The organism is Amycolatopsis sp. N2S4-7 (assembly GCF_058119595.1).
Genome location: NZ_CP172299.1, coordinates 1,897,401 through 1,920,313, shown reverse-complemented (window position 1 = coordinate 1,920,313; position 22,913 = coordinate 1,897,401). Strand labels below are relative to the sequence as shown.

Below are 22,913 nucleotides of genomic sequence, written 5' to 3'. Positions count from 1 at the left end.
TCGGGAAATTCAAGCGCTGTGCAGCCGGAGCCGGACCGCTGTCCGGGCCCGGTGGAGGTGGGACTTCATCGCCGCGGTGCTGAGGCCGAGCGCGTCGGCGACGGCCCGTCCCGGCTGGCCCAGGACGTCACGCATGATGAGCACGCGGCGCTGGACGTCCGGCAACGTCCGGATCGCTTCGGCGACGCGCTCGGCTTCGAGCCGCTTGAGGACTTCGTCCTCGGCCGACGCCGACGCCGACGCCGAAGCCGCGAGGCCGGGGTCCGCGTCGCCGGCCGCGTCCAGGAGACGCCGGGCGCGGCGCAGGCACTCGTGCCGCACGATCCGGAACATCCAGGACGCCAGCGCCGCCGTGGCGCGCAACGACCCGATCTTGCGGTAGAGGACGATCAGCGCCTCCTGCGCCGCGTCCTCGGCGTCCTGCGGGGACGCGCAGAGGTGGTCGGCGAAGCGCCGCACGTGCGGGTGAGCTCCGTGCACCACCGCGGTGATCGACTCGAGGTCACCCCCTTGCGCGGCTTCGACGAGCTGCTCGCTGACCCAACCCATGCCGTTTCTCCCTCTCGACGTGACCGACACCCATAAGAGGGGACGGCACCCGGAAAGGATTCAACCCTCCGCGCCCCAGCGGCGGATCGCGAACCGGCTGCCGTCCCGGCGGACCTCGGCCGCGCCCGGACCGCCGAAGTGGGCGGGGACGACGAGCTCTCCGGTGTCCGCGGCGCGTTCGAGGACACTGCGCCGGGTGGCGGCGGCCCGCCGCGGGTCCTCGCAGAAGCAGCTGCTGTGCTCCGGCGCCAGGATCTGCACCGGGCTGTGCAGCAGGTCCCCGACGAACACCGCGCGCCCGGAACCGGACGCCAGGCGCAGGACCGACGACCCGGGGGTGTGGCCGGGCGCGGGTTCGAGCGTCAGGTGGCGGTCGATGCGGTGGCTGCCTTCCCACAGCACCGCCCGGCCGAGCACCGGCGCGATGCTGTCGGCGTAGACGAGCAGGCTGCCTTCCCGGCGCAGCTGCTCGTGGCCGGTCCGCGGGGCGGGGCGGCGGTGGGCGTTGCGGGGGTCGAAGTACACCTGGTCGGCGCGGGGGATCAGGTAGGTGGCGTTCGGGAAGGCAGGCACCCAGTCGCCGTCGCGCAGCTCGGTGTTCCAGCCGACGTGGTCGTAGTGGATGTGCGTGTTGACGACGACGTCGACGTCCTCGGGGCGGACGCCGGCCGCGGCCAGCCGGTCGAGGAACGGTGTCGCGAGGTGGTCGAACAGGGGGATCTGCGGGCGGTGCCGGTCGTTGCCGACGCCCGTGTCGACGAGGACCACCCGGCCTTCGCTGCGGAGCACCCAGGTCTGCACCGCCCCGCGGTAGCCGCCGGTCTCCGGGTTCCAGTGGTCGGGCGCGAGCCAGCCGGCGTTGTCCGCCCAGAGCTCCGGCGCGCTGTCCGGGACGATGGACCGCGCCGGGCCGATCTCCCCCCGCCACTCGACGACCTTGACGACCTCGACTTCACCGATGTGCATGGCTCCACGCTAAGGCGCCTCGATGAGCGTTTCCATGCTCCACAAGCTCGCAGCGATGCGTGATCGTCTCAGGGTTACGATGGTCGCGTGGACCTCCTCAGCGACGCGATCGCCGCCGTGCGGGTCGGGCAGCCCACGTCGAACCGCCTCCGGACCGGTGCCGAGTGGTGCTACCGGTTCGCGCCGTACGACGGTGCGGGCTTCCACGTGCTGCTCCGCGGCAGCGGCTGGCTGATCCCCGACGGCGCGGCGCCGGTGCCGCTCGGGCCCGGGGACGCGGTCCTGGTCCCGCACGGCGGCGCGCACACGCTGTCCTCGACGCCGGACGCGACCGGCGCCGTCCCGTTCGAGACGGCGGTGGCCGAGCCGGGCGGCCGGACGGAGTTCCTGTGCGGCAAGTACCGGCTGGCCCACGCGCGGCGGCACCCCGTGCTCGCGAGCCTGCCGGAGGTCGTCCACCTGCCCGCCGAAGTCGGCCGCCACCCCGAGCTGCGCGCGGCCATCGACCTGCTCGGCGGCGAGGTGACCGAGCCGCGGCCGGGCTCGGCCACGGTCCTCACCGGTCTGCTCGACCTGCTGCTGGTCTACCTGATCCGCGCCTGGCTGGACGGCGAACCGGGCCCGGGCTGGCCCCAGGCCCTGCGCGACCCCGAGATCGCCGCCGCGCTCGAAGCCCTGCACGCGAGCCCCGAAGCGCCGTGGCGGATCGAAGACCTGGCCGCCCGGGTGGGCCTGTCCCGCGCGACCCTGGCCCGCCGGTTCACGGCGCTGACGGGGCAGCCACCGATGGCGTACCTGACCTGGTGGCGGCTGACGACGGCGGCGCGGCTGCTCCAGGACACGGACCTGCCCCTGCCGTCGATCGCGGCGAAGGTCGGGTACGCCTCGCCGTTCGCGTTCTCGCACGCCTTCAAGCGCCAGTTCGGCGTCGCGCCGGGCGGTTTCCGGGCCCGGTGACGGCTCACCCGGCGGCCGTCAGCAGCAGGTCCGCCAGCGCCCGGACGCCTTCGCGCAGCTCGTCCGGCTCTTCGACGACGAACGGGGCGCCGAGGGCGGCGAGCACGCCCGGGACCCAGTCCAGCCGCTCGGCGCGGATCCGCACCCGGACCCAGCCCGCCTCCCCGTCGACCGGCTCGAAGGCGGCGATCCCCTGGGGGAGCCGGGCACGGACGGCATCGGTTTCGCCGTGCACCCGCACGGACACCCGGTGGCGCCACGGCGTGCGGGCGAGGCCCGCGAGCACCTCGGCCGCGGGGTCGAAGCCGTCCGGCACCTCGAACGTGCCGTCGCGCGGTGTCGCGCGCACGATGCGGTCCAGCCGGAACGTGCGCAGCTCGCCGCGGCCGGCGTCCGCGCAGGTCACGTACCACCGGCCCGAGTGGGCGACGACGCCGTAGGGGTGCACGACGCGGTCGCTGCGCCGTCCGTCGCGGCCGCTGTAGCTCAGCTCGACCGGCCGGCGGTCCCGCGCCGCGACGGCCAGCCGCAGCAGCACCTCGGTCTCGGGGCTGGTCACCGGCCGGGTCGGTGCGGTGAACTCGGCGGTCTCCAGCAGCGCGTCGAGCCGTGCGCCCAGCGGCTTCGGCAGCACCCGGCGCAGCTTGGCCACGGCGGTCTCGGCCGCCGTCGCCGACGTCGTCACGAGCCCGGCGCGGCGGCCGGCCACGAGCCCGAGCAGGACGGCCAGCGCCTCCTCGTCGGTGAGCATCAGCGGCGGCATCCGGAAGCCGGGGGCCAGCCGGTACCCGCCGTGGCGGCCGCGCACCGCGACGACGGGCACGTCGAGGTCGACCAGGTGCCCGACGTAACGCCGGACCGTGCGCTCCTGGACGCCGAGCCGGCCGGCCAGTTCGGCGGTGGTGCGGGTGCCCCCGCCCTGCAGGATCTCGAGCAGGGCGAGCACCCGGGCGGCGGGACGTGTCATGGTTCTAGATTTTCGCAGATACCGGTCCGATCCTGTCCGGTATTGCTCCTAACGTCGGTCCCATGCCGATCACTTCGCTCCGCGTCATCACCGACGACGTCCCGCGCCTCATCCGGTTCTACGAGCACCTCACCGGCCTGACGGCCGTCTGGGCCACCCCGGACTTCGCCGAACTCACCACCCCCGCGGGCACCCTCGCCGTCGGCAGCACGCGCACGCTCGGGCTGTTCGGGCCGGGAACGGCCCGCCCGGCCGACAACCACAGCCTCATCGTCGAATTCCTCGTCGACGACGTGGACGCCGAATACCGGCGCCTGCAGCAGGGCCGCGAGGAGGTGCCGGTCGAGTTCGTGAGCGAGCCCACCCTGATGCCGTGGGGCAACCGCTCGCTCCTCCTGCGCGACCCCGACGGCACCCTGGTCAACCTCTTCACCCCGGTCGCCGAGCCGGCGCTCGCCAGGTGGTCCCGATCGTCAGAGGTCGAGCACCAGGCGGGGTGAGCACGAGCGGGAGACGCAGAGCATCATCACGTCACCCGCCCGCTGCTCGGCTTCGGTCAGCACCGAGTCGCGGTGGTCCGGGGTCCCGCCGAGCACGCCGGTTTCGCAGGTGCCGCAGGTGCCTTCCCGGCACGAGGACAGCACGGTGACCCCGGACTCCTCGACCACGTCGAGGATCGACCGGTCCGCGGGCACCGGCAGGACGCGGCCCGACCCGGCGAGCTCGACCTCGAACGCCGTGTGCGGGCCGTCGTCGGCCTTCGGCGTGAACCGCTCGACGTGCAGGGCGTCGCCGGGCCAGGCGGCGCAGTGCTGTTCCACCGCGGCGAGCAGCGGTTCCGGGCCACAGCAGTACACCGCCGTGTCCGGCCGCGGCTCGGCCAGCAGGCCGGGCAGGTCGAGCAGCCCGTGTTCGTCCTGCGGCCGGATCGTCACGCGGTCGCCGTGCCGGCGCAGGTCTTCGGTGAACGCCATCGACGAGCGCGTCCGGCCGCCGTACACCAGCTGCCACTCGCGGCCGGTCCCGGCGACCCGCTCGAGCATCGGCAGGATCGGCGTGATGCCGATGCCGCCGGCGAGGAACAGGTAGCGCTTGGCGTCCACGAGCGCGAAGTGGTTGCGGGGCTCGCCGACCCGGACCCGTTCTCCCGCCACGAGTTCGTCGTGGACGTGGGCCGAGCCGCCGCGGCCGGCGGGCTCCCGCAGCACCGCGACCTGGTACACCGAGGTGTCCTCCGGCCTGCCGCACAGCGAGTACTGCCGGACGAGGCCGTCGGAAAGCTCCAGGTCGAGGTGCGCGCCCGGTTCCCAGGCCGGCAGCGGCCGCCCGTCCGGCGCCCGGAGCGTCAGCCGGACGACGCCGTCGGCGATCTTTTCCTTGTGGTCCAGGACCAGTTCGAGGGTCATGAGTGTCCTTCGGGGTGGGCGAGGAGCCATTCCCACAGCTGCACGGGGTCTTCGAACTCGCGCTCGGCGCCGCAGTGGCAGACCGCGCGCAGCCGGTCGGTGCCGAGGACCCAGTGGATGCGGTAGACGCGGTCGCCGGTGAGCATCGGGCGGGTCACGGGGTCGCCAGCCGCTGCAGCAGCCGCCGGGCGGCCAGGCCGCCGGTGTCGATGTTGATCGACAGCTCCTGGTAGCCGTCCGGTTCGGTGGCGATCACCCGCTCCAGGACGTCGAGCGCTTCGACGTCCTGCAGCACCACCGTGCGGTTGTTCTCGGCGAGGAAGGCCGACACGCCTTCGTCGTCGAGGGCGAAGTCCCGCGCCACCGCCCAGAAGTCGTGCGTCGAGTGCTCGGTCTCGGGCGTGATCGCGTAGACGACCTCGACGTGGAAGGCGTCCGGGTCGCTGCCGTCCGGGTTCGGCACGGACCCGACCGGCGCGATGCGGCTGTGCAGCTTGTACAGGCACGGCGGCGTGTACTCGATGTCCTGCCAGCGCGTGATCCGGCCCTCCAGGCCGGTCGACTTGGCGTAGAACGGCGGGCACGCGGCGTCGGCCATGTGCCGCGAGACGTAGACGATCCCGGCTTCGTCGTCGACCTCGGTCGTGATCGGGGTTTCGGCGACCTCCGGCGTGCCGATGTAGCCGCCGTGGAGGTAGGTCTCGTGGGACAGGTCCAGGAGGTTGTCGACCAGCAGCGAGTACCGCGCCTTCAGCGGCTCCATCCCGGCGACCGTGGTGTAGCCGGGCGAGTCGAGGTAGGGCGCCCGCGGGATCCGGGCCGCGTCGGCCTTCTCCGGGTCGCCGATGAACACCCAGACGAAGGAATCCTGCTCCACCAGCGGGTAGTGCCGCAGCCGCGCGGTCCGCGGCACCCGGGTCTGCCCGGGCACGGCGACGCACTTGCCGTCGACGCCGTAGGTGAAGCCGTGGTAGCCGCACACGACCTGGTCGTCGACGAGCCGCGACGGCGCCTGCGACAACGGGAACCGCCGGTGCACGCACCGGTCGGCCATCGCGGTGACGCTCCCGTCGCGGGTCCGCCAGAACAGGATCGGCTCGCCGCAGACCGTCCGGCTGAACAGCTCCGCGCCGATCTCGGAGCCGTAGGCGGCGACGTACCACTGGTCGCGGGGGATGGCGCTCATCGGGTTCGTCCTCTCGTGGTGGGCCGTGTCCGGGCTCACAGACTGCGCGAACGCGCCGACGCCACGAAGAGCGATTTCATAAGATGGAAAGTGCGCGGGAGATCGCGCGGGCGCTGGTCATCACCAGCGGAGCGAGCACGTGCGGGGACGCGCTGCCGTACCGGACGACGAGGGACACCGCGGCGACCACCTGGCCGCGCGCGTCGTGGATCGGCGCGCCGACCGAGAGGCTGTCGAGGGTCACCTGGCGCTCGCTGGTGGAGAACCCGTGGGTGCGCACGTCGGCCAGCATGTGCCGCAGCCGGTCCGGGTCGGTGACGGTTTCGCTGGTGTACCTCTCGATCGGCGCGCCGAGGACGTCCTCCTGCACCTCGGCGGGCGCGTGGGCCAGCAGGACGAGCCCGACGCCGGTCGCGGTCAGCGCGAACCGCCCGCCGACCCGCGTGAGCACCGGCACGGCGCCCGTCCCGGCGATCCGCTCGATGTAGACCACTTCGGTGCCCTCGCGGACGGCGAGCTGGACGTTCTCCCGCGTGATCTGCGAGAGGTCCTCCAGGAACGGCAGGGCGCGCTCGCGCAACCCGAGGCCGCGCGGCGCCAGCACGCCCAGCTCCCAGAGCCGCAGCCCGACCCGGTAGACGCCGGTCTCGTCCCGCTCGAGCGCACCCCACTCGCAGAACTCGCGCAGCACCCGGAACGCGGTGGCGGCCGGCAACCCGGCCCGGCGCGCGACCTCGCTCAGCCGCAGCGCCGGCCGGTCCGGCGAGAAGGCGCCGAGCACCCGCAGGGCGCGCCCGAGCACGGGACCGGTGGCGCCGGGAACACGACCTCGGTGCGGCACGGCGACCTCCGCGGGGTGGGCTCAGTCGATCAGGCGTCCACTATGCCCCGAGCCGGGCGCGCGACCTCGCCCGGCCGCGGCGCCGGCCGTCCGGCGAGAAGGCGCCGAGCATCCGCAGGGCGCGCCGAGTACGGGCCGGTGGCGGCGGGCGCGACCTGCATCAGCCGCGGCGACGGCCGTCCGGCGAGAAGGCGCGGGCACCCGCAGGGCGCGCCCGAGCACCGGCCCGCGGCGCCGGTACCCGACCTCCGCGGGCCGACTCAGGTGATCAGGCGTCCACGATGCCCCGCGCCGCGCGGCGGGCGGCGGCCGCGTCGCGGCGTTCTTCGAAGCGGGACGCCTGGGTCTCGAGTCCCTTGAGGAACGTGGCCAGTTCCTCGCGGGCGGCCTCGCCGACCGGGCCGAGGCCGGTCAGGTCGAAGACCTTCCAGTACCGCAGCAGCGGCTGGACGACGTCGTCGTGGTGGATGCGCAGGTCGTAGATGCCGGCCTTGGCCATCAGCGCCGCCTTGCGCTGGAAGCTCGGGATCACCGCGCCCGGCATCGCGAAGTTCACCACCTCGTCGGTGATCGCCCGCATCATCGCGTCGGGCGAGATCTCCAGGGCCGCCTTGACGAGGTTGCGGTAGAAGACCATGTGGAGGTTCTCGTCCGTGGACACCCGGGCCAGCAGCCGCTCGGCCAGCGGGTCCTGGGTGTAGCGGCCGGTGTTGCGGTGCGAGAGCCGGGTCGCCAGCTCCTGGAACGAGACGTACGCGCAGACCTGGAGCAGCGGCTTGTCGCCGGTGTCGTAGCCCGCCTGCATCGTCTCCATCCGCATGCGTTCGAGCTCGACGGGGTCGACGGCGCGGGTGACCAGCAGGTAGTCGCGGATGCAGATGCCGTGCCTGCCCTCTTCGGCCGTCCACCGGTGCACCCAGGTGCCCCACGCGCCGTCGCGGCCGAACGCGCGCTCGATCTCGCGGTGGTAGCTGGGCAGGTTGTCCTCGGTGAGCAGGTTGACTTCCAGGGCCGTGCGCGCGATCGGCGTCACCCGGGACTGCTCCGGGTCCCACGCCTCGCCGCCCAGCTCCGCGAAGTCCCGCCCCTGGCTCCAGGGGACGTACTCGTGGGGCATCCACTCCTGGGCGACGGAGAGGTGCCGGTTGAGGTTCTCTTCGACCGTCCCCTCCAGCTCGTACAACAGGCGCGTGCTTTCGGGAACCGGCATGGGCCATCCTTCCGTAACCTACGCGACCGTAACTTACGGTGCCGTAGGAATGGTAAACGGACACGGGGCCCGGCTGGTTCCCGGAAGCGGTACCGGCCTGGCCCACTGTGACGGGCGTGACACGGAGGGCCGCCTCAGCTGGGCGGCTCCACCTCGCCCGCGTCCTCCTCGACGTCCTGCGTGACGGGCTTCTCCCGCTCGGCCTCGGGCACCTCCACGTCGAGGTCGACGTCCGGAGTGCCGGGCGGCCGGGGTGCGTCGGGGGTGATCGGTTCCTGCTCGGCGTGGGTCATAGCGGCCGGATACCCGCCCGGCGGCCCGGTCAAGCACGGTCGAGCACACGCGAAAAGCGCGCCGGCAGCCCGGCGCGAACTGCGGGCGGATACCCGTTCGAGGCGCGTCCACACCTGTTTCGGGCCGCCGTCCCGGGGTATTTCCGTCACAGCCGGGGAAGCGGGAGGTCGCCATGAAGGTCTTTTGTGGACGGTTGGTGGGCGGGTTGCGGTTCGCCGCCGGGGAGCGGCTGCTCGGCACGCCCGCGCCCGATCCCCACGGCAACGGCCTCGGCGTCCTGCTCGTGCCCGGCTTCGGGTGCGGGGACCGGACGCTCGCGCTCGCCGGCACGTGGCTCCGCCGCCGGGGTTACCGGCCGGCCGGCGCCCGGATCGGGCTGAACCTGGGGTGCACCACCGAACTGGTGGACCGGCTCGAACGCCGGGCGGAGGAGCACGCGGAGGCCACCGGCGGCCGGGTCGTCCTGCTGGGACAGAGCCGCGGGGGCTGGCTGAGCCGCCTGCTCGCGGTGCGCCGGCCCGACCTGGTCCGGGCGCTGGTGGCGGCCAGCAGCCCAGTGCTCGACCCGCTCGGCGCGCACCCGGCGGTCGTGCGGAAGGCCCGGATGCTGACCAGGCTGTCCGCCGCGGGGATCCCCGGCCTCCTCGACGACGACTGCTTCACCGGCGACTGCTACCGGCAGCACACCGGGGCGCTCGCGAGGCCCCTGCCCGAGGGCGTGCCCGCGCTCGCCGTGTACTCCCGCCTGGACCGGGTGGCCCCGTGGCAGCTGTGCCTTGACCCGTCGGCCGAATGCGTCGAGGTCGAAAGCAGCCACACCGGGATGGCGCTGCAGCCGGCGTTCTACTCGGTGCTGGAGCCGCGCCTGGCGGTCTGGGCGAAGGGTGATCCGGCCCGCAGGCCGCGGCGGGTGCGGGCCGGGAGCACCGGGCGGTTCACGGGTGGCTCGCCCGGCGGTGCCGCCGCGACACCGCCGCGGTCAGCAGATCGCCCGGCCGGGGCAGGGTTCCGAACAGCCTCGTGAACGCGCTGCGCCGGACCACCGTGCCGGGGTGGCTGCCGTGGACCTGACCCGCTTCGTCCACAGTGGAGTCCACGTTGTCGGTGCCGTTGTCCGGCAAGGTGTTGCGGAACGATCGTGAGCCGATCCGCCGCAGGGACAACAGCGCGTCGGTCAACGCCGGCGACGTCCGCTGGCCGAGGAAGAACCCGACGGCGGCGCCGCCGACGGGGATTTCGCGCCGCGGGTGCGTCGAGGCGAACACGATGGCGTCGGCGACGGTTTCGGGGGCGTAGACCGGGGGCGGGGGTTTCGGCAGCGCCCCGAGCTTGCTGCGGGCGTGCTCGAAGAACGGCGTGTCGATGGCGCCGGGCAGGATGGTGGTGACGGCGATCGGCGCTCCCTCCTGCGCGAGCTCGATGCGCAGGCAGTCGTAGAACCCGCGCAGGGCGAACTTGCTGGCGGTGTAGGGCGCGTGCAGGGGAACCCGCCCGCACCCCCTCGACCGACGCCACCCCGATGACCGAGCCGCCGCCCGCGCGGCGCAACGCCGGCAGCACCGCGCGCACGCCGTGGACGTGGCCGAGGAAGTTCACCCGCAGGACGCGGTCGAACTCTTCGTCGGTGATGTCCTCGACGCGCCCGAACACGGACACGCCGGCGAGGTTGACCCAGGTGTCGATCCGCCCGAAGCGCTCTTCCGCCGCGCTGACCAGCGCACGCACCGCTTCGGGGTCGGTGATGTCGGTGGGCACGGCCGCGGCCGTCCCGCCGGTCGCCGTGATTTCTCCGACGAGCGTGTCGAGGGCGCGCGCGTTGCGTCCGGCGCACACGACACGCGCTCCTCGTTGCGCGAACGCGATCGCGGCGGCGCGCCCGATCCCGCTCGACGCTCCCATGAGCACGACCACCTGGTCGGCCACCGGCCTCGGCATGGCGCCTCCTCGTGTCGGCGGGCCCGGCCCGCGGAACAGCTGTCGGACGCCGTGGTACCCGCGCCGGCCCGGATCACACGCCGCGTAAACCCTTCGGCGGCGCCTCGCGGATCTGGCGATGAGGGCGACCACCCGACGAGCCGACGTGTTCACCGCCGACGGCACGCCCTCCGACGACGATCCGCGGGAAGCGCGGCAGCGGCTGGGCGACGAGCGCACCACGCCGGCGGAATCCCTGCGGTGCCAACGCCTCACCCTGGAGCTGAAGTGCGCGGGGCTGGCCGCGGACGCCATGGCGCGGCGGGCCGTCGAGCCGTCGACGCTCTCGCTGCTGGGCCTGGTCCGGCACCTGGCCGACGTAGAGCGGGCGACGTTCCGGGTGCTGGTGGCGGGCCAGGACGCACCGCGGCTGTTCGGCTCCGAAACCGACCGCGACGGTGACTTCGACGGCGCGGTGCCCGATCCCCGCGTGGTCGAGCCAGGCGTGGGACGCCTGGCGGGCGGGGGTCGACTTCGCCACGCGGTTCGTGGCGGACGCGCCCGGTCTCGACGTCACCGCCGACGATCCGGCGAACGAGCACGGCAGCGGGGGAGGACCGATGTCGCTGCGCGAGGTGCTCGTCGGCATGATCGAGGAGCACGCCCGCCACCTCGGGCACGCCGACCTCCTGCGCGAGCGGATCGACGGCCGGTTGGGCCAGTGAGCCCTTTCCCGCGGGCGTGGATGCTGATAGTCCTCTGTGCGTGACCATGGACGTGATCGACCTGCACAGCGTCAACGCGTGGGAGGTGGCCTTCCTGCGCGAGGAGGTGGGCGCCTATTTCGCGCACGGCGTCGAGCTCGCCCCCGGCGCGACGGTCCTCGACGTCGGGGCCAACGTCGGCGTCTTCTCCGCGGCCGTCTACGAACGGCTGGACGGCGACGTCCGGATCTACGCCTTCGAGCCGCTGCCGCCGCTGCACGAAACCCTGGACCGCAACGGCCGCGAGTTCTTCGGCGGACGGCTGACCGCGTTGCCCTTCGGGCTGGCGGCCGCCGAAGCCGAACTCGACTTCAGCTACTTCCCGGCCGCGACGATCTTCTCGTCGTCGTTCCGGGACGAGGGCAACGTCGAGGCCGAGCGGCAGCGCGTCACCGCCAGCGTCGTCGAGATGATCCGCCGGGGCGGCCTGGGCCCGGTGCTGCGCCGGGTGCCTGCTCCCGTCCTGCGGGGGGTCGTCGGGCGCAAGCTGCGGGTGATGCGGGAACTGGAGACCCACCGGGTCCGCGTCCGGCCGCTGTCGCCGGTGCTCGACGAGCGGGGCATCGAGCGGATCGACCTGCTCAAGGTGGACGTCGAAGGCGCCGAGCTCGAAGTGCTGCGGGGCATCGAAGACCGGCACTGGCCGCTGGTCCGGCAGGCCGTCGTCGAGGTCGAAGGGTGGCGGCGCCACCGCGACACGGTCCGCGAGGTGTTCGCGGCGCGCGGCTTCGACGTCGACGCGGTGCAGGATCCCGTCCAGGAAGCGGCCGACATCGGCATGGTGTTCGCGGTCCGCGGGCGGATCTGACCATGCGGGCCACGGTCCCCGGCACGGATGGTTGACTGGGCGCCATGCTGGTCGGGGCGCACGACGTCGAGGTGTTCGAAGGGGCCAGGGCGCGGTTGGAAGCGATCGCGTACCGCCTGCTGGGGTCGGCGAACGACGCCGAGGACGCCGTGCAGGACACGTTCCTGCGCTGGCAGTCCGCCGACCGGGAGCTCATCGAGACGCCCGAGGCGTGGCTGACGAAGGTGCTCACCAACCTCTGCCTCAACCGGCTCACCTCGGCGCGGGCCCGGCGGGAGACCTACGTGGGCCAGTGGCTCCCCGAGCCCGTCTTCGCCGGGGACCGGATGCTCGGTCCGTCCGACACGGTCGAGCAGCGCGAATCGGTCTCGATCGCGATGCTCACGCTGATGGAGCGGCTCTCGGCCAGGGAACGGGTCGTGTACGTGCTGCGCGAGGCGTTCGGCTACTCGCACGGCGAGATCGCCGAGGTGCTCGACCTCACCGAGGCCCACTGCCAGCAGGTGTACCGGCGGGCCAAGCAGCACCTGGCCGCCGACCGGCGCCGGGTCGAGGTCGACGCGGCCGCGGCCCGCAGGATCGTCGAGGAGTTCCTCGCCGCGGCCCTCAGCGGCCGGACCGACGCACTGGTGAAGCTGCTGACCGACGACGCGGTCAGCGCGGGTGACGGTGGCGGCGTGGTCTTCTCGGTGCCGCGGCCGGTCACCGGTGCCGTGCGGGTGGCCAGGTTCCTGCGCGGGCTGTTCCGGCCCAGCGAGGCCAAGTGGGAGATGATCGGCGGCCGCCCCGAGCTGTTCGCCGCGGTCGCCAACGGCGCACCCGCGCTGGTGATGGCGGTCGGGGAGCGGGTTGTCGGCGTCTTCTCGCTGGACGTGACCGCCGACGGCATCGCCGCCGTCCACGCCCAGGCGAACCCCGGCAAGCTCGAACGCGCGACGCGCGTGTGGGCCACCGCCGAACGGGGGGAGCCGCTTCCTGGCGACTGGTGACCTGGATCACAGCTCATGACTGTCAGGTTTCGTGCCGCTGCCCGGTTCAGGGAGCGACATCAGCCCGACAGGAATGAGGGAAACCCATGAAGCACCGGATCGTCGTTCTCGGGGCCGGGTACGCGGGAGCCAACGCCGCCGGGCGGCTGGCCAGGCGGCTGCACCCCGCCGACACCGAGATCACGCTCGTCAACGCCGATCCCGAGTTCGTCGAGCGGGTCCGCATGCACCAGCTCGCGACCGGCCAGGACCTGAAGCCCCGCCCGCTGACCGGCGTCTTCGCGGGTACGGGCGTACAAGTGCGGATCGCGCGGGTCACCGCCGTCGACGCCGAACGCCGGGCCGTCGACGTCGTCGACGCCGACGGCCCGGCCGAGATCGCCTACGACACGCTCGTCTACGCCCTCGGCAGCACGGCCGCGGACTGCGGCGTTCCCGGCGTCGCCGAGCACGCCCACCACCTCGCCGGCAAGCAGTCCGCGCTGCGGCTGCGCGCGCGGCTGGCCGGCCTCGCCCCGGGCAGTGCCGTGCTCGTCGTCGGTGGTGGCCTCACCGGCATCGAAGCCGCCGGCGAAATCGCCGAAGCCCGGCCCGACCTCGAGGTCTCCCTCGCCGCCCGCGCCGGCCTCGGCGACTGGCTGAGCGAGAAGGCCCGGGCCCACCTGCGCAGGACGTTCGACCGGCTCGGCATCACCGTGCACGAGCACACCGACGTCGCGGCCGTCGAGCAGGCCGGCGTGGTCACCGCCGACGGGCGCGCGATCCCGGCCCAGGTCACCGTCTGGACGGCCGGCTTCGCCGTCCACCCCATCGCCGCGGCCACGACCCTGCAGGTCTCCGCGACGGGGCAGATCGTCGTCGACGAGACGATGCGATCGGTTTCGCACCCGGACGTCTACGCCGTCGGCGACGCCGCGTTCGCCCCGGGCGCGAGCGGCGCACCCCTGCGGATGTCCTGCGCTTCGGGGGTTCCCGCGGCCCACCAGGCGGCCGACGCCATCGCCGCCCGCCTGACCGGACGCCCGCTCCCCCCGAACAGGATCGGCTACACCGGCCAGTGCATCAGCCTCGGCCGCCGCGACGCCGTCGTGCAGTGGGTGACCCCGGACGACCGGCCCAAGCCGTCGGCGGTCACCGGCCGGACGGCCGCCCGCCTCAAGGAGATGATCTGCCGGACGGCGGCGTGGAGCATCTCCCACCCGACCTCGATGGCCCCGGTGCGCCGCCGCCACACGGTCGCGGCCGGAGAACGCGTGACGGTCACCGGGTGACGCCGGAAGGAGCTTCGGGTCAGCCGCGGACTTCGAGCCAGTCGAGGTTGATCGACCCGGTGTCGCCCTCGTCGTACGACAGGGTCACCACCGGGTCCCGGCCGGTGAGCGGGACGTCGGTGAAGGTCGTCGTGCCCCAGGCGTCCCAGCTGTCCGAGACCTTGGGGAAGCCCACCTGCCGCACCGGTTGCCCGTCCACCGACAGCGTCATCGTGCGGGTGTCGTTGTTGGCGTTGGCGTACCGGACGGTGATCGCGGCGCGTTCCGGTGCCGTCGTGGTGCGGTGCACGGTGAACGCCGACGACGCACCCTGCGCCCAGAGGCCGTCGAGGAACGCCCGGCCCGAGTAGCCCGGGTGGTTCACGTTCGTCTTCACGCCGCCGGTGTTGCGGGCGTCCTCGGCTTCGAGGTGACCGGGCGCGGGGCACCCGGCCACGGTGCCGGCCGTGTCGGCGCAGCGGTCCTGCGCGTCGGGCACGCCGTCGCCGTCCCGGTCGCCGGCGGTCGCTCCGGTGAGGGTGATGTCGATGGTGTGGTCGCCGCTGAGCGTGGCCGGGAGTTCGGTGCGGGCGGCCTTGCCGTCGAGGGTGAACGAGCGGATCCGGGTGCCCGCGCCGTGCAGCGCGATCGTCAGGTTCGCGGTGCGGTAGCGCAGGTTCCGCAGCGTGACGTCACCCCAGCCCGCCGGGAGGTCGGGCGTGAACGACAGCCCGCGGTCGGTGAAGGTCAGCCCGAACAGCCCGGTGTGGACCATGTCGAGGAACGCCGTCGCCGACCAGGTCTGGTCCGGTTCGGAACCCCAGTGGAACTTCACGGTGTCGCCCAGCCGCTGCCAGCCGCCGTCCACGACGCCGGTGGTGCCGTTGTAGATCTCCCAGTACCCGCTGTTGCTGCCGGCCAGCTTGGCCAGGCGGGCCGTCTCCGAGGCGAACCTGCTCTGGTCGCCTTGCCCGGCCAGTGCCTTGGCCCACAGCCCCTGGACGAGCGGCCAGACGATCGCGTTGTGCCGCCCCGGTTGCGCGTCGCTGTAGCGCGCCCAGTTCGGGTAGGTGTCCGGTATGCCCCACGGCATTTCCCGCGTGTGGCCGAGGATCGACCGCGCCTGCGCGGGGTTCGCGATGCCGAAGATCAGGGCGAACGCGAGCCCGGTGCCCTCCTGGTAGGCGCCGCGGGTCCCGTCGGCGAGCAGCTGGTAGTCGTACAGGCCGGTGCCCGGGTTCCAGAAGTGCTCGTTGATCGCCGTCCGGAGCGCGGCGGCCTTGGCCCGGTACCCGGCGATCTCCGCGCCCGGGCGGCGCAGCTTCTCGGCCATGTTCGCGGCGTTGACGTAGGCGGCGTAGTAGACCTCGTTGGTGCTGAGGTACATCCCGCTCGCGACGCCCGGCCACGGCATGCTCCCGGTGCTCACCGACTCGGTGGCGTCGGCGGGCGGCGCGGGGTAGCCGGCGATCCCGTCGTTGAAGAACGACGCGCCGGTGAACAGCCCGTAGGCGGGGTTGAACCCGGCCGTGGTGGCGTGTTCCCGGATCGTCAGGGTGCCCGACGCGGTGCGGTAGGCGTTCCCGAGGAACTCGCTGTCCCCGGTGACGAGGTAGTGGTGCCACGCGGCGGTCACCCAGACGACCTGGTCCCACTGCTGGTCGTCCTGCTGCACCCGCAGGTTGCCGGCGGCGTCCTTGTCGACCACCGCCCACAGCGTGTTCTCCGCCAGGGCCGGGTCGAGCAGGCTGGTCGCGTTCCAGCTGTTGACCGACGCGTCGCGCGTCCACGGCTGGTCGTACCCGCCGCCCGCCCGGACGAGACCGACCGCCGGGTCCAGCAGGCCGCTCTTGTCGTAGCGGGCGTCGTAGCCGATCGTGTTGGTCCGCAGCAGGTTCGCCAGCGCGGCCTCGTAGGCGGTGCCGAACAGGGCCTGGCTGCCGGGGTTCGCGAACTCGAGCGACGGCGGCGGCGCCGCGCTCGCGGACGCCGGACCGGAACCGGCCACGGCACCGCACGCGAGCGTCACGGCGAGGAGCGTCGAACGGACCCGGTTCCTCATGCGCATACCCCTTTCGGCACCCCGGCGGACCGGCGCCATTGCACCACGGAACGCCGGATTTTCCCCGGGAGCACGGGAATCCTGTCCGTTTCTGTCCGCCGTCACGGTCCGGTAAAGATCGTTGTGCCCGGTCGCACGGTGTGATCGGGTGTCGGGACCTCGCGGCCGCACTCGGTGAGGAGGGTCGGTGCCGTTCTTCTTCTCCCGCCTGTTCGCGCGCTGGCTGCCGAACCGGGGCTGGCTCCTGCCGGCCGCGGTCGTCGTGGTCGTGTTCGCGACGAGCTGGCCCCTGATGGCGCTGGCCGAACCGGCGGGCAGCGAACTGGTCCGGCCCGGCACCTACTGGTGGTACTTCGTCGTCACGGCCGCCACGGTCGGGTACGGCGACTACGCCCCCGAGACCGCCGCCGGGCACGTCGTCGGCGCCTACGTCATCGTCGGCGGGATCGCCACCCTCACGACGGTGTTCACGAAGCTCGCTTCGGCGCTGGAACAGGCGAAGGGACGGCGGATGCAGGGAACGGACGCGGTGCGGGCCACCGGGCACACGGTGCTGGTCGGGTACGCGGCGGGGCGGACCGAGCGGATCGTGGCCCAGCTGCTGGCCGACGGGGTGACCGGGCTGGTGCTGTGCGCCGAGGTGCCGGTGCACCCGATGCCGGCCCAGCCGGTGGAGTTCGTCCGGGGTGACCCCACGGCGGCCGACGTGCTCGCCCGGGCCGCCGTCGCGCGGGCCACCACCGTCCTGGTCGACATGGACGACGACAACGCGGCGCTGGCCGTCGCGGTCACGGTGGACCACGCCAACCCCGCGGCGCACGTGGTGGTCACCCTGCGGGACCTCGAGCGCGCCGAGCTGGTCCGCTACGTCGACCCGCGGATCCGGTGCGTGCAGTGGCACTCGCCCCGGATGGTGACCGAGGAGCTGACGTCGCCGGGCATCGCCGAGGTCTACGCGGAGCTGATGACCGCCGGCGGCGCCGACACGTTCTCGGTGACGCTGCCGGAGTCGCTCGGGCGGCTGCCGGCCGAGCGGTGCCGGGTCGCGCTCGGGCGGGCGTTCGGCGCGACCGTGCTGGCCGTGCGGACCGGGGCCGGCCTGGTGGTGAACCCGGCCTGGGACGCGGAGCTCGCGGCCGGGGCGGTGCTGTACTACGTCGGCCCGAGACGGCTCACCGGCGCCGAGGTGGAGACGGCGCTGCGCGCGTGAGCGGGGCGGTGACGCCGGTCACCGAGGTGGCCGGGCCCGGCCGGGCGTTGCATACTGCGAGCATGGCACGGAGAAACCCGGGGGTCGCGCGGTGAGTCCGCGCGAGGGACCGTCCCGCCCGAAGTTCGGCCGGATCGACCCGTTCTGCCTGATGGCGGTGCTGCCGGTGCTGTTCGTCGCCGGGATCATCGGGTCATTGGTCAACGTGCCGCTGGGGCTCGGCTGCGCCGTCTTCGCCGGCTTGATCGTCCTGTTCGACTCGTGGGCCAACCGGCCCGCCAAAGCCCCGCCGCCACCGCCCGAACCCCCGGTGCCGCCGCGTGACCGCCCGGCCCGGCCGCCGCGCCCGCCCGCGGGCCGTGCGCCCGCTCGCGCGCCGCGGCCGCCGGTCGCCCGGACTCCCGCCCGCGCGCCGGTCCGGCGTCCCGGCCCGCCGCCCGCCGGACGGTGACGACCTGATCGCCGCCGGTCACGGCTGATCGTCGCGCGTCTCCGGTGGCAGGAAACCGTGCTCCGACAGGTCGAACCAGTTGCCCTCCGGATCGATCGCGCGGTATTCGGCGAACGGACGGTCGCCGCCGCGCAGCACGGGCCGGGGGAGGCCCGCCTCCGCGAGGCGGTCCGCCAGCGGGGCCACGGCCGGGACCTCGAAGCCGAAGTGGTTGAAGCCGGTGGCGACGTCCCCCGCGAGCTGCTGCTGGATCAGCGCGAGGTTGAGGTACCCGTCGGTCACGAAGTGGCTGCCGTCGGGGTCGGTGTGGAACAGCTCCATGCCGAACTGCGTGCGGTAGAACTCGGCCATGCGCTTCGCGTCCCGCACGACGAAGGCGAGGTGGCGCAGCCGGGGGCGGGTCATGCGGCGGGTCCTTTCGGGAGCATGTTGTGGAAGGCGGCGATCTCGGGTGCTCCGCCGTGGCGGACCACGGCCTGGGCGTGCGTCACGACCCCGGCGGGCCGGATCTCCGACGTCACGTGCACGAGTGAGAGCTCCGGCGTCAGCCGGCGGATCAACTCGACCGAGGCGGTCAACGTCGTCCCGCGGTAGGCCGTCGCGAAGAGCCGGGCGTGACCGGCTTCGACGGCTGCACGGCCGGAAAGGGCTTCGCCGCGGACGTTCACGAAGTCGACGTCGTCGGCGAACACCGAGGCGAACCGCGCGGCGTCGCCGTCGGCCCAGCCCGCCGCCATGGTGCGCCACAAGGCGCGAATCCCGTTGTCGGTCACGCTTCCCCCATTTCCGCGCGCAGCGACAACGGCGCGCAGTCGCCGTCCCAGGCGGCCAGGGAGTAGTAGAAACCGCCGTGCCGCCGTTCGAGGTAGCAGACGACGTTCAACGGCCAGCCGGTGCGGCGGAACACGTATTCGTCCATCGGCGTCGGGCGTTCGCTCAGCGGGCGGTCGCGTTCGCATGCCGGGCCGAGCCGGTGCCAGTCCGGGTGGAGGTGCAGCGAACCGAGCACGTCGAGGCCGCGCGCCTCGGCGTCGCGCGCCACGCGGAGCAGGTCGGCGGGCTCGAACCACCAGGCGCGGACCGGGTTTTCGTACGCGGACCCGAACCGCGGGACGATCTCGCCGGCGAATTCCGCCCGGGCGCCGGGATCGGTCGTGCGCGCGTTCCGGCCGAAGGCGAGGTCCGAGACGACGAGCGCGTCGTCGGCGGAAGTGCCGAGCAGCACGGCGAAACAGGGTCTCGGCTCCTCGGGGGTGATGAACGCGTATTCGGCGGCCGCCGCGCCGAGAAAGCGGCGCAGCACGTCTCCGGAGAACAGCACGGCGGGTGCGCTCATCCGGACGGATTCCAGGACTGTCACGCGGAGGAACGTAACCGCGCGCCGGGCGAAGCGGCCACGGTCGTCACGGGAACAGCCCTATTGCATCGGGCGATAACGTTCCGATCATGCGTCTTGAACTCCGGCACCTGGAACTCGTGGTCGAGGTGGCGGACGCCGGGAGCCTGCGGCGGGCGGCCGCGCGGCTGCACCTGAGCCAGCCCGCCGTGACCACGCAGCTCAAGCGGATCGAGCGGTTCCTGGGCGGCTCGCTGTTCGTCCGCTCGGCCGACGGCGTGCTGCCCACGCACGCGGGGGCCGAGCTCGTGCGCGACGCGCGGAACCTGTTGCGCCAGTTCGAAGTCCTGCAACGCACCGCCCGCGTGAACGCCCGGAGCGAGGCGGGTGCGCCGGTGAAGGTCGGGGGAATTCCGGCGCAGCAGTTCAGCCTCCTGGTCAACGCGCTCACCGCGATGGTGCCGCGTCGCGAGGTGACCAGCCGCACGATCCGCGAAACGGGCACCCTCACCGCGATGCTGCACTCCGGCGAGCTCGATGTCGCGGTGCTGCGCGAGTTCCCGGGGTTCCCGCTGAACCTGCCCGAGGGAGTGGAGCACCGGCTGCTGCTGCGAGAGCCGTTCTTCGCCGGGGTTTCGGCGCGGCACCGGCTGGCCGGGAGGGGCGAAATCGACCTCGGCGAACTGGCCGACGAGAAGTGGGTGATGCCCGATCCCGACGACAGCGGGATGAACCAGTACTTCGCCCGCGTGTGCGCGTCGGCGGGTTTCGGCCAGCGCATCACGCACTTCACGACGGAGGCGCACGTGGCGTTCGCGCTCGTCGCGGAGAACCGGGCGATCTGCCCGCTCTACCCGATCGGCACCGCGCGCGACGGCTTGGCGACCCTCTCGCTGACCGGCACGCCGCTGCACCGCGAACTCGTCCTCGCGTGGCGCACCGATTCCGCGCTCGCCCCGCTGGTGGACGAGGTGTGCGAAGAGATCCGGCAGGGGTACCTCGCCCTCGTCGAGGGTGCGGCGGGCTACCGGCGGTGGTGGTACGGCGGCGGCTCGGCGTTCGCGCTGCCCTGACGGGCTTTTACCCTGGCCCGGTGGAACTGCGTGACCTCGTCGAATACGTCCGGACCCAGCGGGCGGGTGTCGTGTCGACGCTCGGCCCCGGCGGTGCACCCCAGGCCGCGTACCTGACGCTCGCCGTCACCGACCGCGGGGAGCTCGTCTTCGACGCCAAGCCCGACTCGCGCAAGGTCGCGAACCTCCGTCGCGACGGCCGGATCGCGGTCGTCGCCGGCGGCCCGGACGGCACGACCCTGCAGGCGGAGGGCATCGCCGACTTCCCGGCCGACGAGGACCTCGACCGCTGCACCGCCGCCTACCTCGCGGCGTTCCCGGAGTTCGCCGCCTCGTTCGACGCGGCCGCGGTCGTCGTCCTGCGGATCAGGCTGACGTGGGCGCGGTACGGCTGCTTCCGGGGCCCGGTGCCGGAACTACGCGAAGTGCGGCTGTCCCCACCGGCGTGACACGGCCGTGGTGCGTGCGGTAGGTTGGCTCGCAGATCAAGTTTGCCAGACAAACCATTCCCGGATCGAGAAGGTGCGATGGCCGACCTCCCCGCAGCGCGGTTGCTCGACGAGATGGACCGGCTCAAGCGCCGGACCCGCGCGGACCGGCACGCCTACGTGCCGCCCCTGGTGCTGTTCGGCGTGCTGGTGCTGCTGGCGCCCCTGGCGGCGGCCGGCGGGCCGCCGCGGTTCCACGTCCTCGGGGTCTGGTTCGGGACACCCCCGGAGCTCTACTGGCTGGCCGCGGTCGTCGGCGGGTTCCTCGCCACCGCCTGCTGGTACCTCTTCCACGGCGCCCGGCACGGGGTGCGGACGCCGATCCGCGGCTACCTGGCCATCGGGTTCGTCGGCGTCGTCGCGATCTCGTTCGGCCTGCCGGTCGCGAGCTCCTACGCCTACCGGATCGCGCGCTCGCCGTTCGCCGTGCCGTCCGCCACGGTGCCGGGCGTGCTCGCGGCCGTCGCCCTGCTCGGCGGTGCGCTGGCACTGCGGCCCCGGCTCGGCGGTCGCGCCGCCCGTGCCGCCGCCACCGCGACGGCGGTGCTCGCCGGGCTGGTCGCCTTGGCCGCGCTCGGCTTCGGGCTCATGTCGCTGTGGTCGTACGCGCCGTTGATGACCATCGCCCTCGGCCTGATCGGGCTGGCCTGGCTCGAACGCAGTGAGGTCCTCGGCGTGATCAGCGGCGTCTTCGGCGCGGCCGCGCTGCTCGCCAACCTGTACAACATGCAGAACGTGTTCTTCCACCTCGGGTGGTTCGCGCGCTACGAAGGCGAACCGACGCGGGCGTTCTCCAACACGCTGGTGCCGGGACTGGTGCTGCTCGCCGGTGCCGCGATCGGCTGGTGGCACGAGCGCCGGGCCCGCGCGTGAGCGGCCACCCCGCGGCGGGCCTGGACGAGACGGTCCACCAGCGTCACCGGCTCGGCATCCTGACGATCGCGGCCGAGGCGGGCAAAGTCGACTTCGGGTACCTGCGCCGGACATTGGACATGACGGCCGGGAACCTGTCCCGCCACGTGACGATCCTCGACGAGGCCGGCCTGATCGAGGTCGAGAAGGGGTACGAGGGGAAGCGGCCTCGTACCTGGGTTTCGATCAGTCCGGCCGGCCGCAAGGCACTGGCGGCCGAACTCGCTGCGTTGCGGGCTTTGGTGAGTGCTGTCGAGAGTGCGGTGCCGGTCCGGCCCCGGACCACTTAAGGGTTTCGCCCGGACTACACGGTCTGCTTCCGCCGCCGCTGACGGGCACGGGTGTTATGATCACCCGTGGTGTGCCGGGAAGCCTGGTCGGCGTGGTTCAGCCGTCGACGTCGGGAGCAGCCGTGCCGCAAGGAGCCGATCGGACCGCGTGGGGGCCGATGATCATCGTCGCCGCGGACCAGCACGAGAACCCTCCGCTGATCGCCGACGACGTCGCCCGCCGGATCCTCCCGTTCAGCGGGCGCGCGGTCGTCGCGTCGGCCGCCTGGCGGCCGCTGCGGAAGGCGCTCGTCTCGGCGACGGAAAAGAAGATGCCCGGCCTGTGGGCGAGCATGCTGTGCCGCAAGCGGTTCATCGACGACAAGCTCCTCGCGGCCGTCGAAGCGGGCCTGGACGCCGTGGTCGTCCTGGGCGCGGGTTTCGACACGCGCGCTCACCGCCTCCCCGCGCTCCGGGGGATTCCGGTCTACGAGGTGGACCTCCCCGCGAACGTCGCCCGCAAGGAAGCCGCGCTGCGCAAGGCGTTCGGACGCGTTCCGGTCGAGCTGGTGCCGGTCGACTTCGAGACCCAGGACCTCGCCGAAGAGCTCGCCCGGCACGGCTACGACCCCGCGCGGCGGACGTTCTTCGTCTGGGAAGGGGTCACCCAGTACCTCACCGAGGCCGGGGTGCGCCGGACGCTCGACGTCCTGTCCGCCGCCCCGGCGGGCAGCGGCCTGGCGTTCACCTACGTCCGGCAGGACTTCCTGGACGGCACGGCGATCTACGGTGCCCGGGCCGCGTACGACGAGTTCGTGGTGAAGCGCCGGCTGTGGCGGTTCGGGATGGAACCGGAGACGGTCGCCGCGTTCCTCGCCGAGTACGGCTGGCACGAGGTCGAGCAGTGCGGCCCGGCCGAGTTCACCGACCGCTACCTCCGCCCGAGCGGCCGCGCGCTGCCGGTGTCGGAGGTCGAACGGTCGGTCCACGCCGTACGGCGTTGAGCGCAGC

The 22,913-nt window shown here is 73.2% G+C and carries 28 protein-coding genes and 3 pseudogenes; 15 read left to right on the top strand and 16 right to left on the bottom strand.

Annotation, left to right across the window (positions count from 1 at the left end; genetic code table 11):
* Window positions 1–9: 9 nt before the first annotated feature.
* A complete protein-coding gene (locus ACH54P_RS08870) occupies window positions 10–549 on the bottom strand; it encodes an RNA polymerase sigma factor (protein WP_489911854.1) in 540 nt (179 codons plus the stop codon).
* A 60-nt stretch (window positions 550–609) separates the two neighbouring features.
* Entirely contained in the window at window positions 610–1,515 is a 906-nt protein-coding gene (locus tag ACH54P_RS08865) for an MBL fold metallo-hydrolase (RefSeq protein WP_489911853.1), read from the bottom strand.
* An 87-nt stretch (window positions 1,516–1,602) separates the two neighbouring features.
* On the opposite strand from ACH54P_RS08865, the gene ACH54P_RS08860 reads away from it, so the two are divergent.
* Window positions 1,603–2,472 carry an AraC family transcriptional regulator gene (locus ACH54P_RS08860; protein ID WP_489911852.1) on the top strand — a complete coding sequence of 290 codons (870 nt, stop codon included), beginning with the start codon at window positions 1,603–1,605 and terminating at the stop codon, window positions 2,470–2,472.
* A gap of 4 nt (window positions 2,473–2,476) precedes the next feature.
* Here ACH54P_RS08860 and ACH54P_RS08855 read toward each other — a convergent pair whose 3' ends face one another.
* Entirely contained in the window at window positions 2,477–3,439 is a 963-nt protein-coding gene (locus tag ACH54P_RS08855) for a helix-turn-helix transcriptional regulator (protein WP_489911851.1), read from the bottom strand.
* Window positions 3,440–3,501: 62 nt separating this feature from the next.
* On the opposite strand from ACH54P_RS08855, the gene ACH54P_RS08850 reads away from it, so the two are divergent.
* Window positions 3,502–3,939 carry a VOC family protein gene (locus ACH54P_RS08850; RefSeq protein ID WP_489911850.1) on the top strand — a complete coding sequence of 146 codons (438 nt, stop codon included), beginning with the start codon at window positions 3,502–3,504 and terminating at the stop codon, window positions 3,937–3,939.
* Here ACH54P_RS08850 and ACH54P_RS08845 read toward each other — a convergent pair.
* From ACH54P_RS08845 to ACH54P_RS08820, 6 genes are all read right to left on the bottom strand, one after another.
* On the bottom strand, window positions 3,913–4,845 hold the full coding sequence (locus tag ACH54P_RS08845) for a PDR/VanB family oxidoreductase (protein ID WP_489911849.1): 933 nt from the start codon (window positions 4,843–4,845) through the stop codon (window positions 3,913–3,915). The two genes, ACH54P_RS08850 and ACH54P_RS08845, sit on opposite strands and share 27 nt — an antisense overlap.
* The gene (locus tag ACH54P_RS08840) at window positions 4,842–5,003 is read right to left on the bottom strand and encodes a hypothetical protein (protein ID WP_489911848.1); all 162 of its coding nucleotides are present in this window, start codon (window positions 5,001–5,003) and stop codon (window positions 4,842–4,844) included. The genes ACH54P_RS08845 and ACH54P_RS08840 overlap by 4 nt, the downstream gene beginning before the upstream one ends.
* Entirely contained in the window at window positions 5,000–6,031 is a 1,032-nt protein-coding gene (locus ACH54P_RS08835; RefSeq protein ID WP_489911847.1) for a Rieske 2Fe-2S domain-containing protein, read from the bottom strand. Before ACH54P_RS08835 ends, ACH54P_RS08840 begins: the two co-directional genes overlap by 4 nt.
* Window positions 6,032–6,107: 76 nt before the next feature.
* Window positions 6,108–6,872 carry an IclR family transcriptional regulator gene (locus ACH54P_RS08830; RefSeq protein WP_489911846.1) on the bottom strand — a complete coding sequence of 255 codons (765 nt, stop codon included), beginning with the start codon at window positions 6,870–6,872 and terminating at the stop codon, window positions 6,108–6,110.
* 268 nt (window positions 6,873–7,140) lie between these two features.
* The gene (locus tag ACH54P_RS08825) at window positions 7,141–8,082 is read right to left on the bottom strand and encodes an acyl-ACP desaturase (RefSeq protein ID WP_489911845.1); all 942 of its coding nucleotides are present in this window, start codon (window positions 8,080–8,082) and stop codon (window positions 7,141–7,143) included.
* A gap of 134 nt (window positions 8,083–8,216) precedes the next feature.
* Window positions 8,217–8,375: a hypothetical protein gene (locus ACH54P_RS08820; RefSeq protein WP_489911844.1), complete on the bottom strand. Its 159-nt coding sequence runs from the start codon at window positions 8,373–8,375 to the stop codon at window positions 8,217–8,219.
* A gap of 173 nt (window positions 8,376–8,548) precedes the next feature.
* Here ACH54P_RS08820 and ACH54P_RS08815 point away from each other — a divergent pair, with 173 nt between their 5' ends.
* Window positions 8,549–9,400 carry an alpha/beta hydrolase gene (locus tag ACH54P_RS08815; RefSeq protein WP_489911843.1) on the top strand — a complete coding sequence of 284 codons (852 nt, stop codon included), beginning with the start codon at window positions 8,549–8,551 and terminating at the stop codon, window positions 9,398–9,400.
* On the opposite strand, the gene ACH54P_RS08810 is transcribed toward ACH54P_RS08815, so the two are convergent.
* The 3 genes and pseudogenes from ACH54P_RS08810 to ACH54P_RS08800 form a co-directional block, all read right to left on the bottom strand.
* The gene (locus ACH54P_RS08810; protein WP_489917155.1) at window positions 9,312–9,641 is read right to left on the bottom strand and encodes a hypothetical protein; all 330 of its coding nucleotides are present in this window, start codon (window positions 9,639–9,641) and stop codon (window positions 9,312–9,314) included. The two genes, ACH54P_RS08815 and ACH54P_RS08810, sit on opposite strands and share 89 nt — an antisense overlap.
* A 123-nt stretch (window positions 9,642–9,764) precedes the next feature.
* Window positions 9,765–9,824, bottom strand: a pseudogene (locus ACH54P_RS08805) (hypothetical protein); the annotation flags it as partial.
* Between the two features lie 97 nt (window positions 9,825–9,921).
* Window positions 9,922–10,275: pseudogene (locus tag ACH54P_RS08800) on the bottom strand (SDR family NAD(P)-dependent oxidoreductase); the annotation flags it as partial.
* A gap of 154 nt (window positions 10,276–10,429) precedes the next feature.
* Between ACH54P_RS08800 and ACH54P_RS08795 the strand changes: the two are divergent.
* The 5 genes and pseudogenes from ACH54P_RS08795 to ACH54P_RS08775 all read left to right on the top strand — a co-directional run.
* Window positions 10,430–10,705, top strand: a pseudogene (locus ACH54P_RS08795) (mycothiol transferase); the annotation flags it as partial.
* A 43-nt stretch (window positions 10,706–10,748) separates the two neighbouring features.
* On the top strand, window positions 10,749–11,015 hold the full coding sequence (locus ACH54P_RS08790) for a mycothiol transferase (protein WP_489911842.1): 267 nt from the start codon (window positions 10,749–10,751) through the stop codon (window positions 11,013–11,015).
* 46 nt (window positions 11,016–11,061) lie between these two features.
* Window positions 11,062–11,862 carry an FkbM family methyltransferase gene (locus ACH54P_RS08785; RefSeq protein WP_489916369.1) on the top strand — a complete coding sequence of 267 codons (801 nt, stop codon included), beginning with the start codon at window positions 11,062–11,064 and terminating at the stop codon, window positions 11,860–11,862.
* Window positions 11,863–11,906: 44 nt separating this feature from the next.
* Window positions 11,907–12,851 carry an RNA polymerase sigma factor SigJ gene (gene sigJ, locus ACH54P_RS08780; RefSeq protein ID WP_489911841.1) on the top strand — a complete coding sequence of 315 codons (945 nt, stop codon included), beginning with the start codon at window positions 11,907–11,909 and terminating at the stop codon, window positions 12,849–12,851.
* Window positions 12,852–12,937: 86 nt separating this feature from the next.
* Window positions 12,938–14,122: an NAD(P)/FAD-dependent oxidoreductase gene (locus ACH54P_RS08775; protein WP_489911840.1), complete on the top strand. Its 1,185-nt coding sequence runs from the start codon at window positions 12,938–12,940 to the stop codon at window positions 14,120–14,122.
* Between the two features lie 19 nt (window positions 14,123–14,141).
* On the opposite strand, the gene ACH54P_RS08770 is transcribed toward ACH54P_RS08775, so the two are convergent.
* Complete coding sequence (locus ACH54P_RS08770) at window positions 14,142–16,163, bottom strand: MGH1-like glycoside hydrolase domain-containing protein (protein WP_489911839.1); 2,022 nt, start codon at window positions 16,161–16,163, stop codon at window positions 14,142–14,144.
* 187 nt (window positions 16,164–16,350) lie between these two features.
* On the opposite strand from ACH54P_RS08770, the gene ACH54P_RS08765 reads away from it, so the two are divergent.
* Together ACH54P_RS08765 and ACH54P_RS08760 are read left to right on the top strand one after the other, a co-directional pair.
* Window positions 16,351–17,373: a potassium channel family protein gene (locus tag ACH54P_RS08765; RefSeq protein WP_489911838.1), complete on the top strand. Its 1,023-nt coding sequence runs from the start codon at window positions 16,351–16,353 to the stop codon at window positions 17,371–17,373.
* Window positions 17,374–17,464: 91 nt separating this feature from the next.
* A complete protein-coding gene (locus tag ACH54P_RS08760) occupies window positions 17,465–17,824 on the top strand; it encodes a hypothetical protein (protein ID WP_489911837.1) in 360 nt (119 codons plus the stop codon).
* A gap of 18 nt (window positions 17,825–17,842) precedes the next feature.
* On the opposite strand, the gene ACH54P_RS08755 is transcribed toward ACH54P_RS08760, so the two are convergent.
* Genes ACH54P_RS08755 through ACH54P_RS08745 form a run of 3 tightly spaced genes read right to left on the bottom strand, consistent with a single transcriptional unit; the run spans window position 17,843 to window position 19,184 of the window.
* Entirely contained in the window at window positions 17,843–18,229 is a 387-nt protein-coding gene (locus ACH54P_RS08755) for a VOC family protein (protein WP_489911836.1), read from the bottom strand.
* Window positions 18,226–18,597, bottom strand: coding sequence for an SgcJ/EcaC family oxidoreductase (locus tag ACH54P_RS08750; protein WP_489911835.1), 372 nt, complete (start codon window positions 18,595–18,597; stop codon window positions 18,226–18,228). The genes ACH54P_RS08755 and ACH54P_RS08750 overlap by 4 nt, the downstream gene beginning before the upstream one ends.
* A complete protein-coding gene (locus ACH54P_RS08745; RefSeq protein WP_489911834.1) occupies window positions 18,594–19,184 on the bottom strand; it encodes a hypothetical protein in 591 nt (196 codons plus the stop codon). The genes ACH54P_RS08750 and ACH54P_RS08745 overlap by 4 nt, the downstream gene beginning before the upstream one ends.
* A gap of 86 nt (window positions 19,185–19,270) precedes the next feature.
* Here ACH54P_RS08745 and ACH54P_RS08740 point away from each other — a divergent pair, with 86 nt between their 5' ends.
* From ACH54P_RS08740 to ACH54P_RS08720, 5 genes are all read left to right on the top strand, one after another.
* Window positions 19,271–20,233 carry a LysR family transcriptional regulator gene (locus ACH54P_RS08740; RefSeq protein ID WP_489911833.1) on the top strand — a complete coding sequence of 321 codons (963 nt, stop codon included), beginning with the start codon at window positions 19,271–19,273 and terminating at the stop codon, window positions 20,231–20,233.
* 20 nt (window positions 20,234–20,253) lie between these two features.
* Complete coding sequence (locus tag ACH54P_RS08735; protein WP_489911832.1) at window positions 20,254–20,682, top strand: pyridoxamine 5'-phosphate oxidase family protein; 429 nt, start codon at window positions 20,254–20,256, stop codon at window positions 20,680–20,682.
* 78 nt (window positions 20,683–20,760) lie between these two features.
* Entirely contained in the window at window positions 20,761–21,594 is an 834-nt protein-coding gene (locus ACH54P_RS08730; RefSeq protein ID WP_489911831.1) for a hypothetical protein, read from the top strand.
* Window positions 21,591–21,923, top strand: a complete 333-nt coding sequence (locus ACH54P_RS08725; protein WP_489911830.1) for a transcriptional regulator — start codon at window positions 21,591–21,593, stop codon at window positions 21,921–21,923. Before ACH54P_RS08730 ends, ACH54P_RS08725 begins: the two co-directional genes overlap by 4 nt.
* Before the next feature lie 122 nt (window positions 21,924–22,045).
* Entirely contained in the window at window positions 22,046–22,906 is an 861-nt protein-coding gene (locus ACH54P_RS08720) for an SAM-dependent methyltransferase (RefSeq protein ID WP_489911829.1), read from the top strand.
* Window positions 22,907–22,913 lie beyond the last annotated feature (7 nt).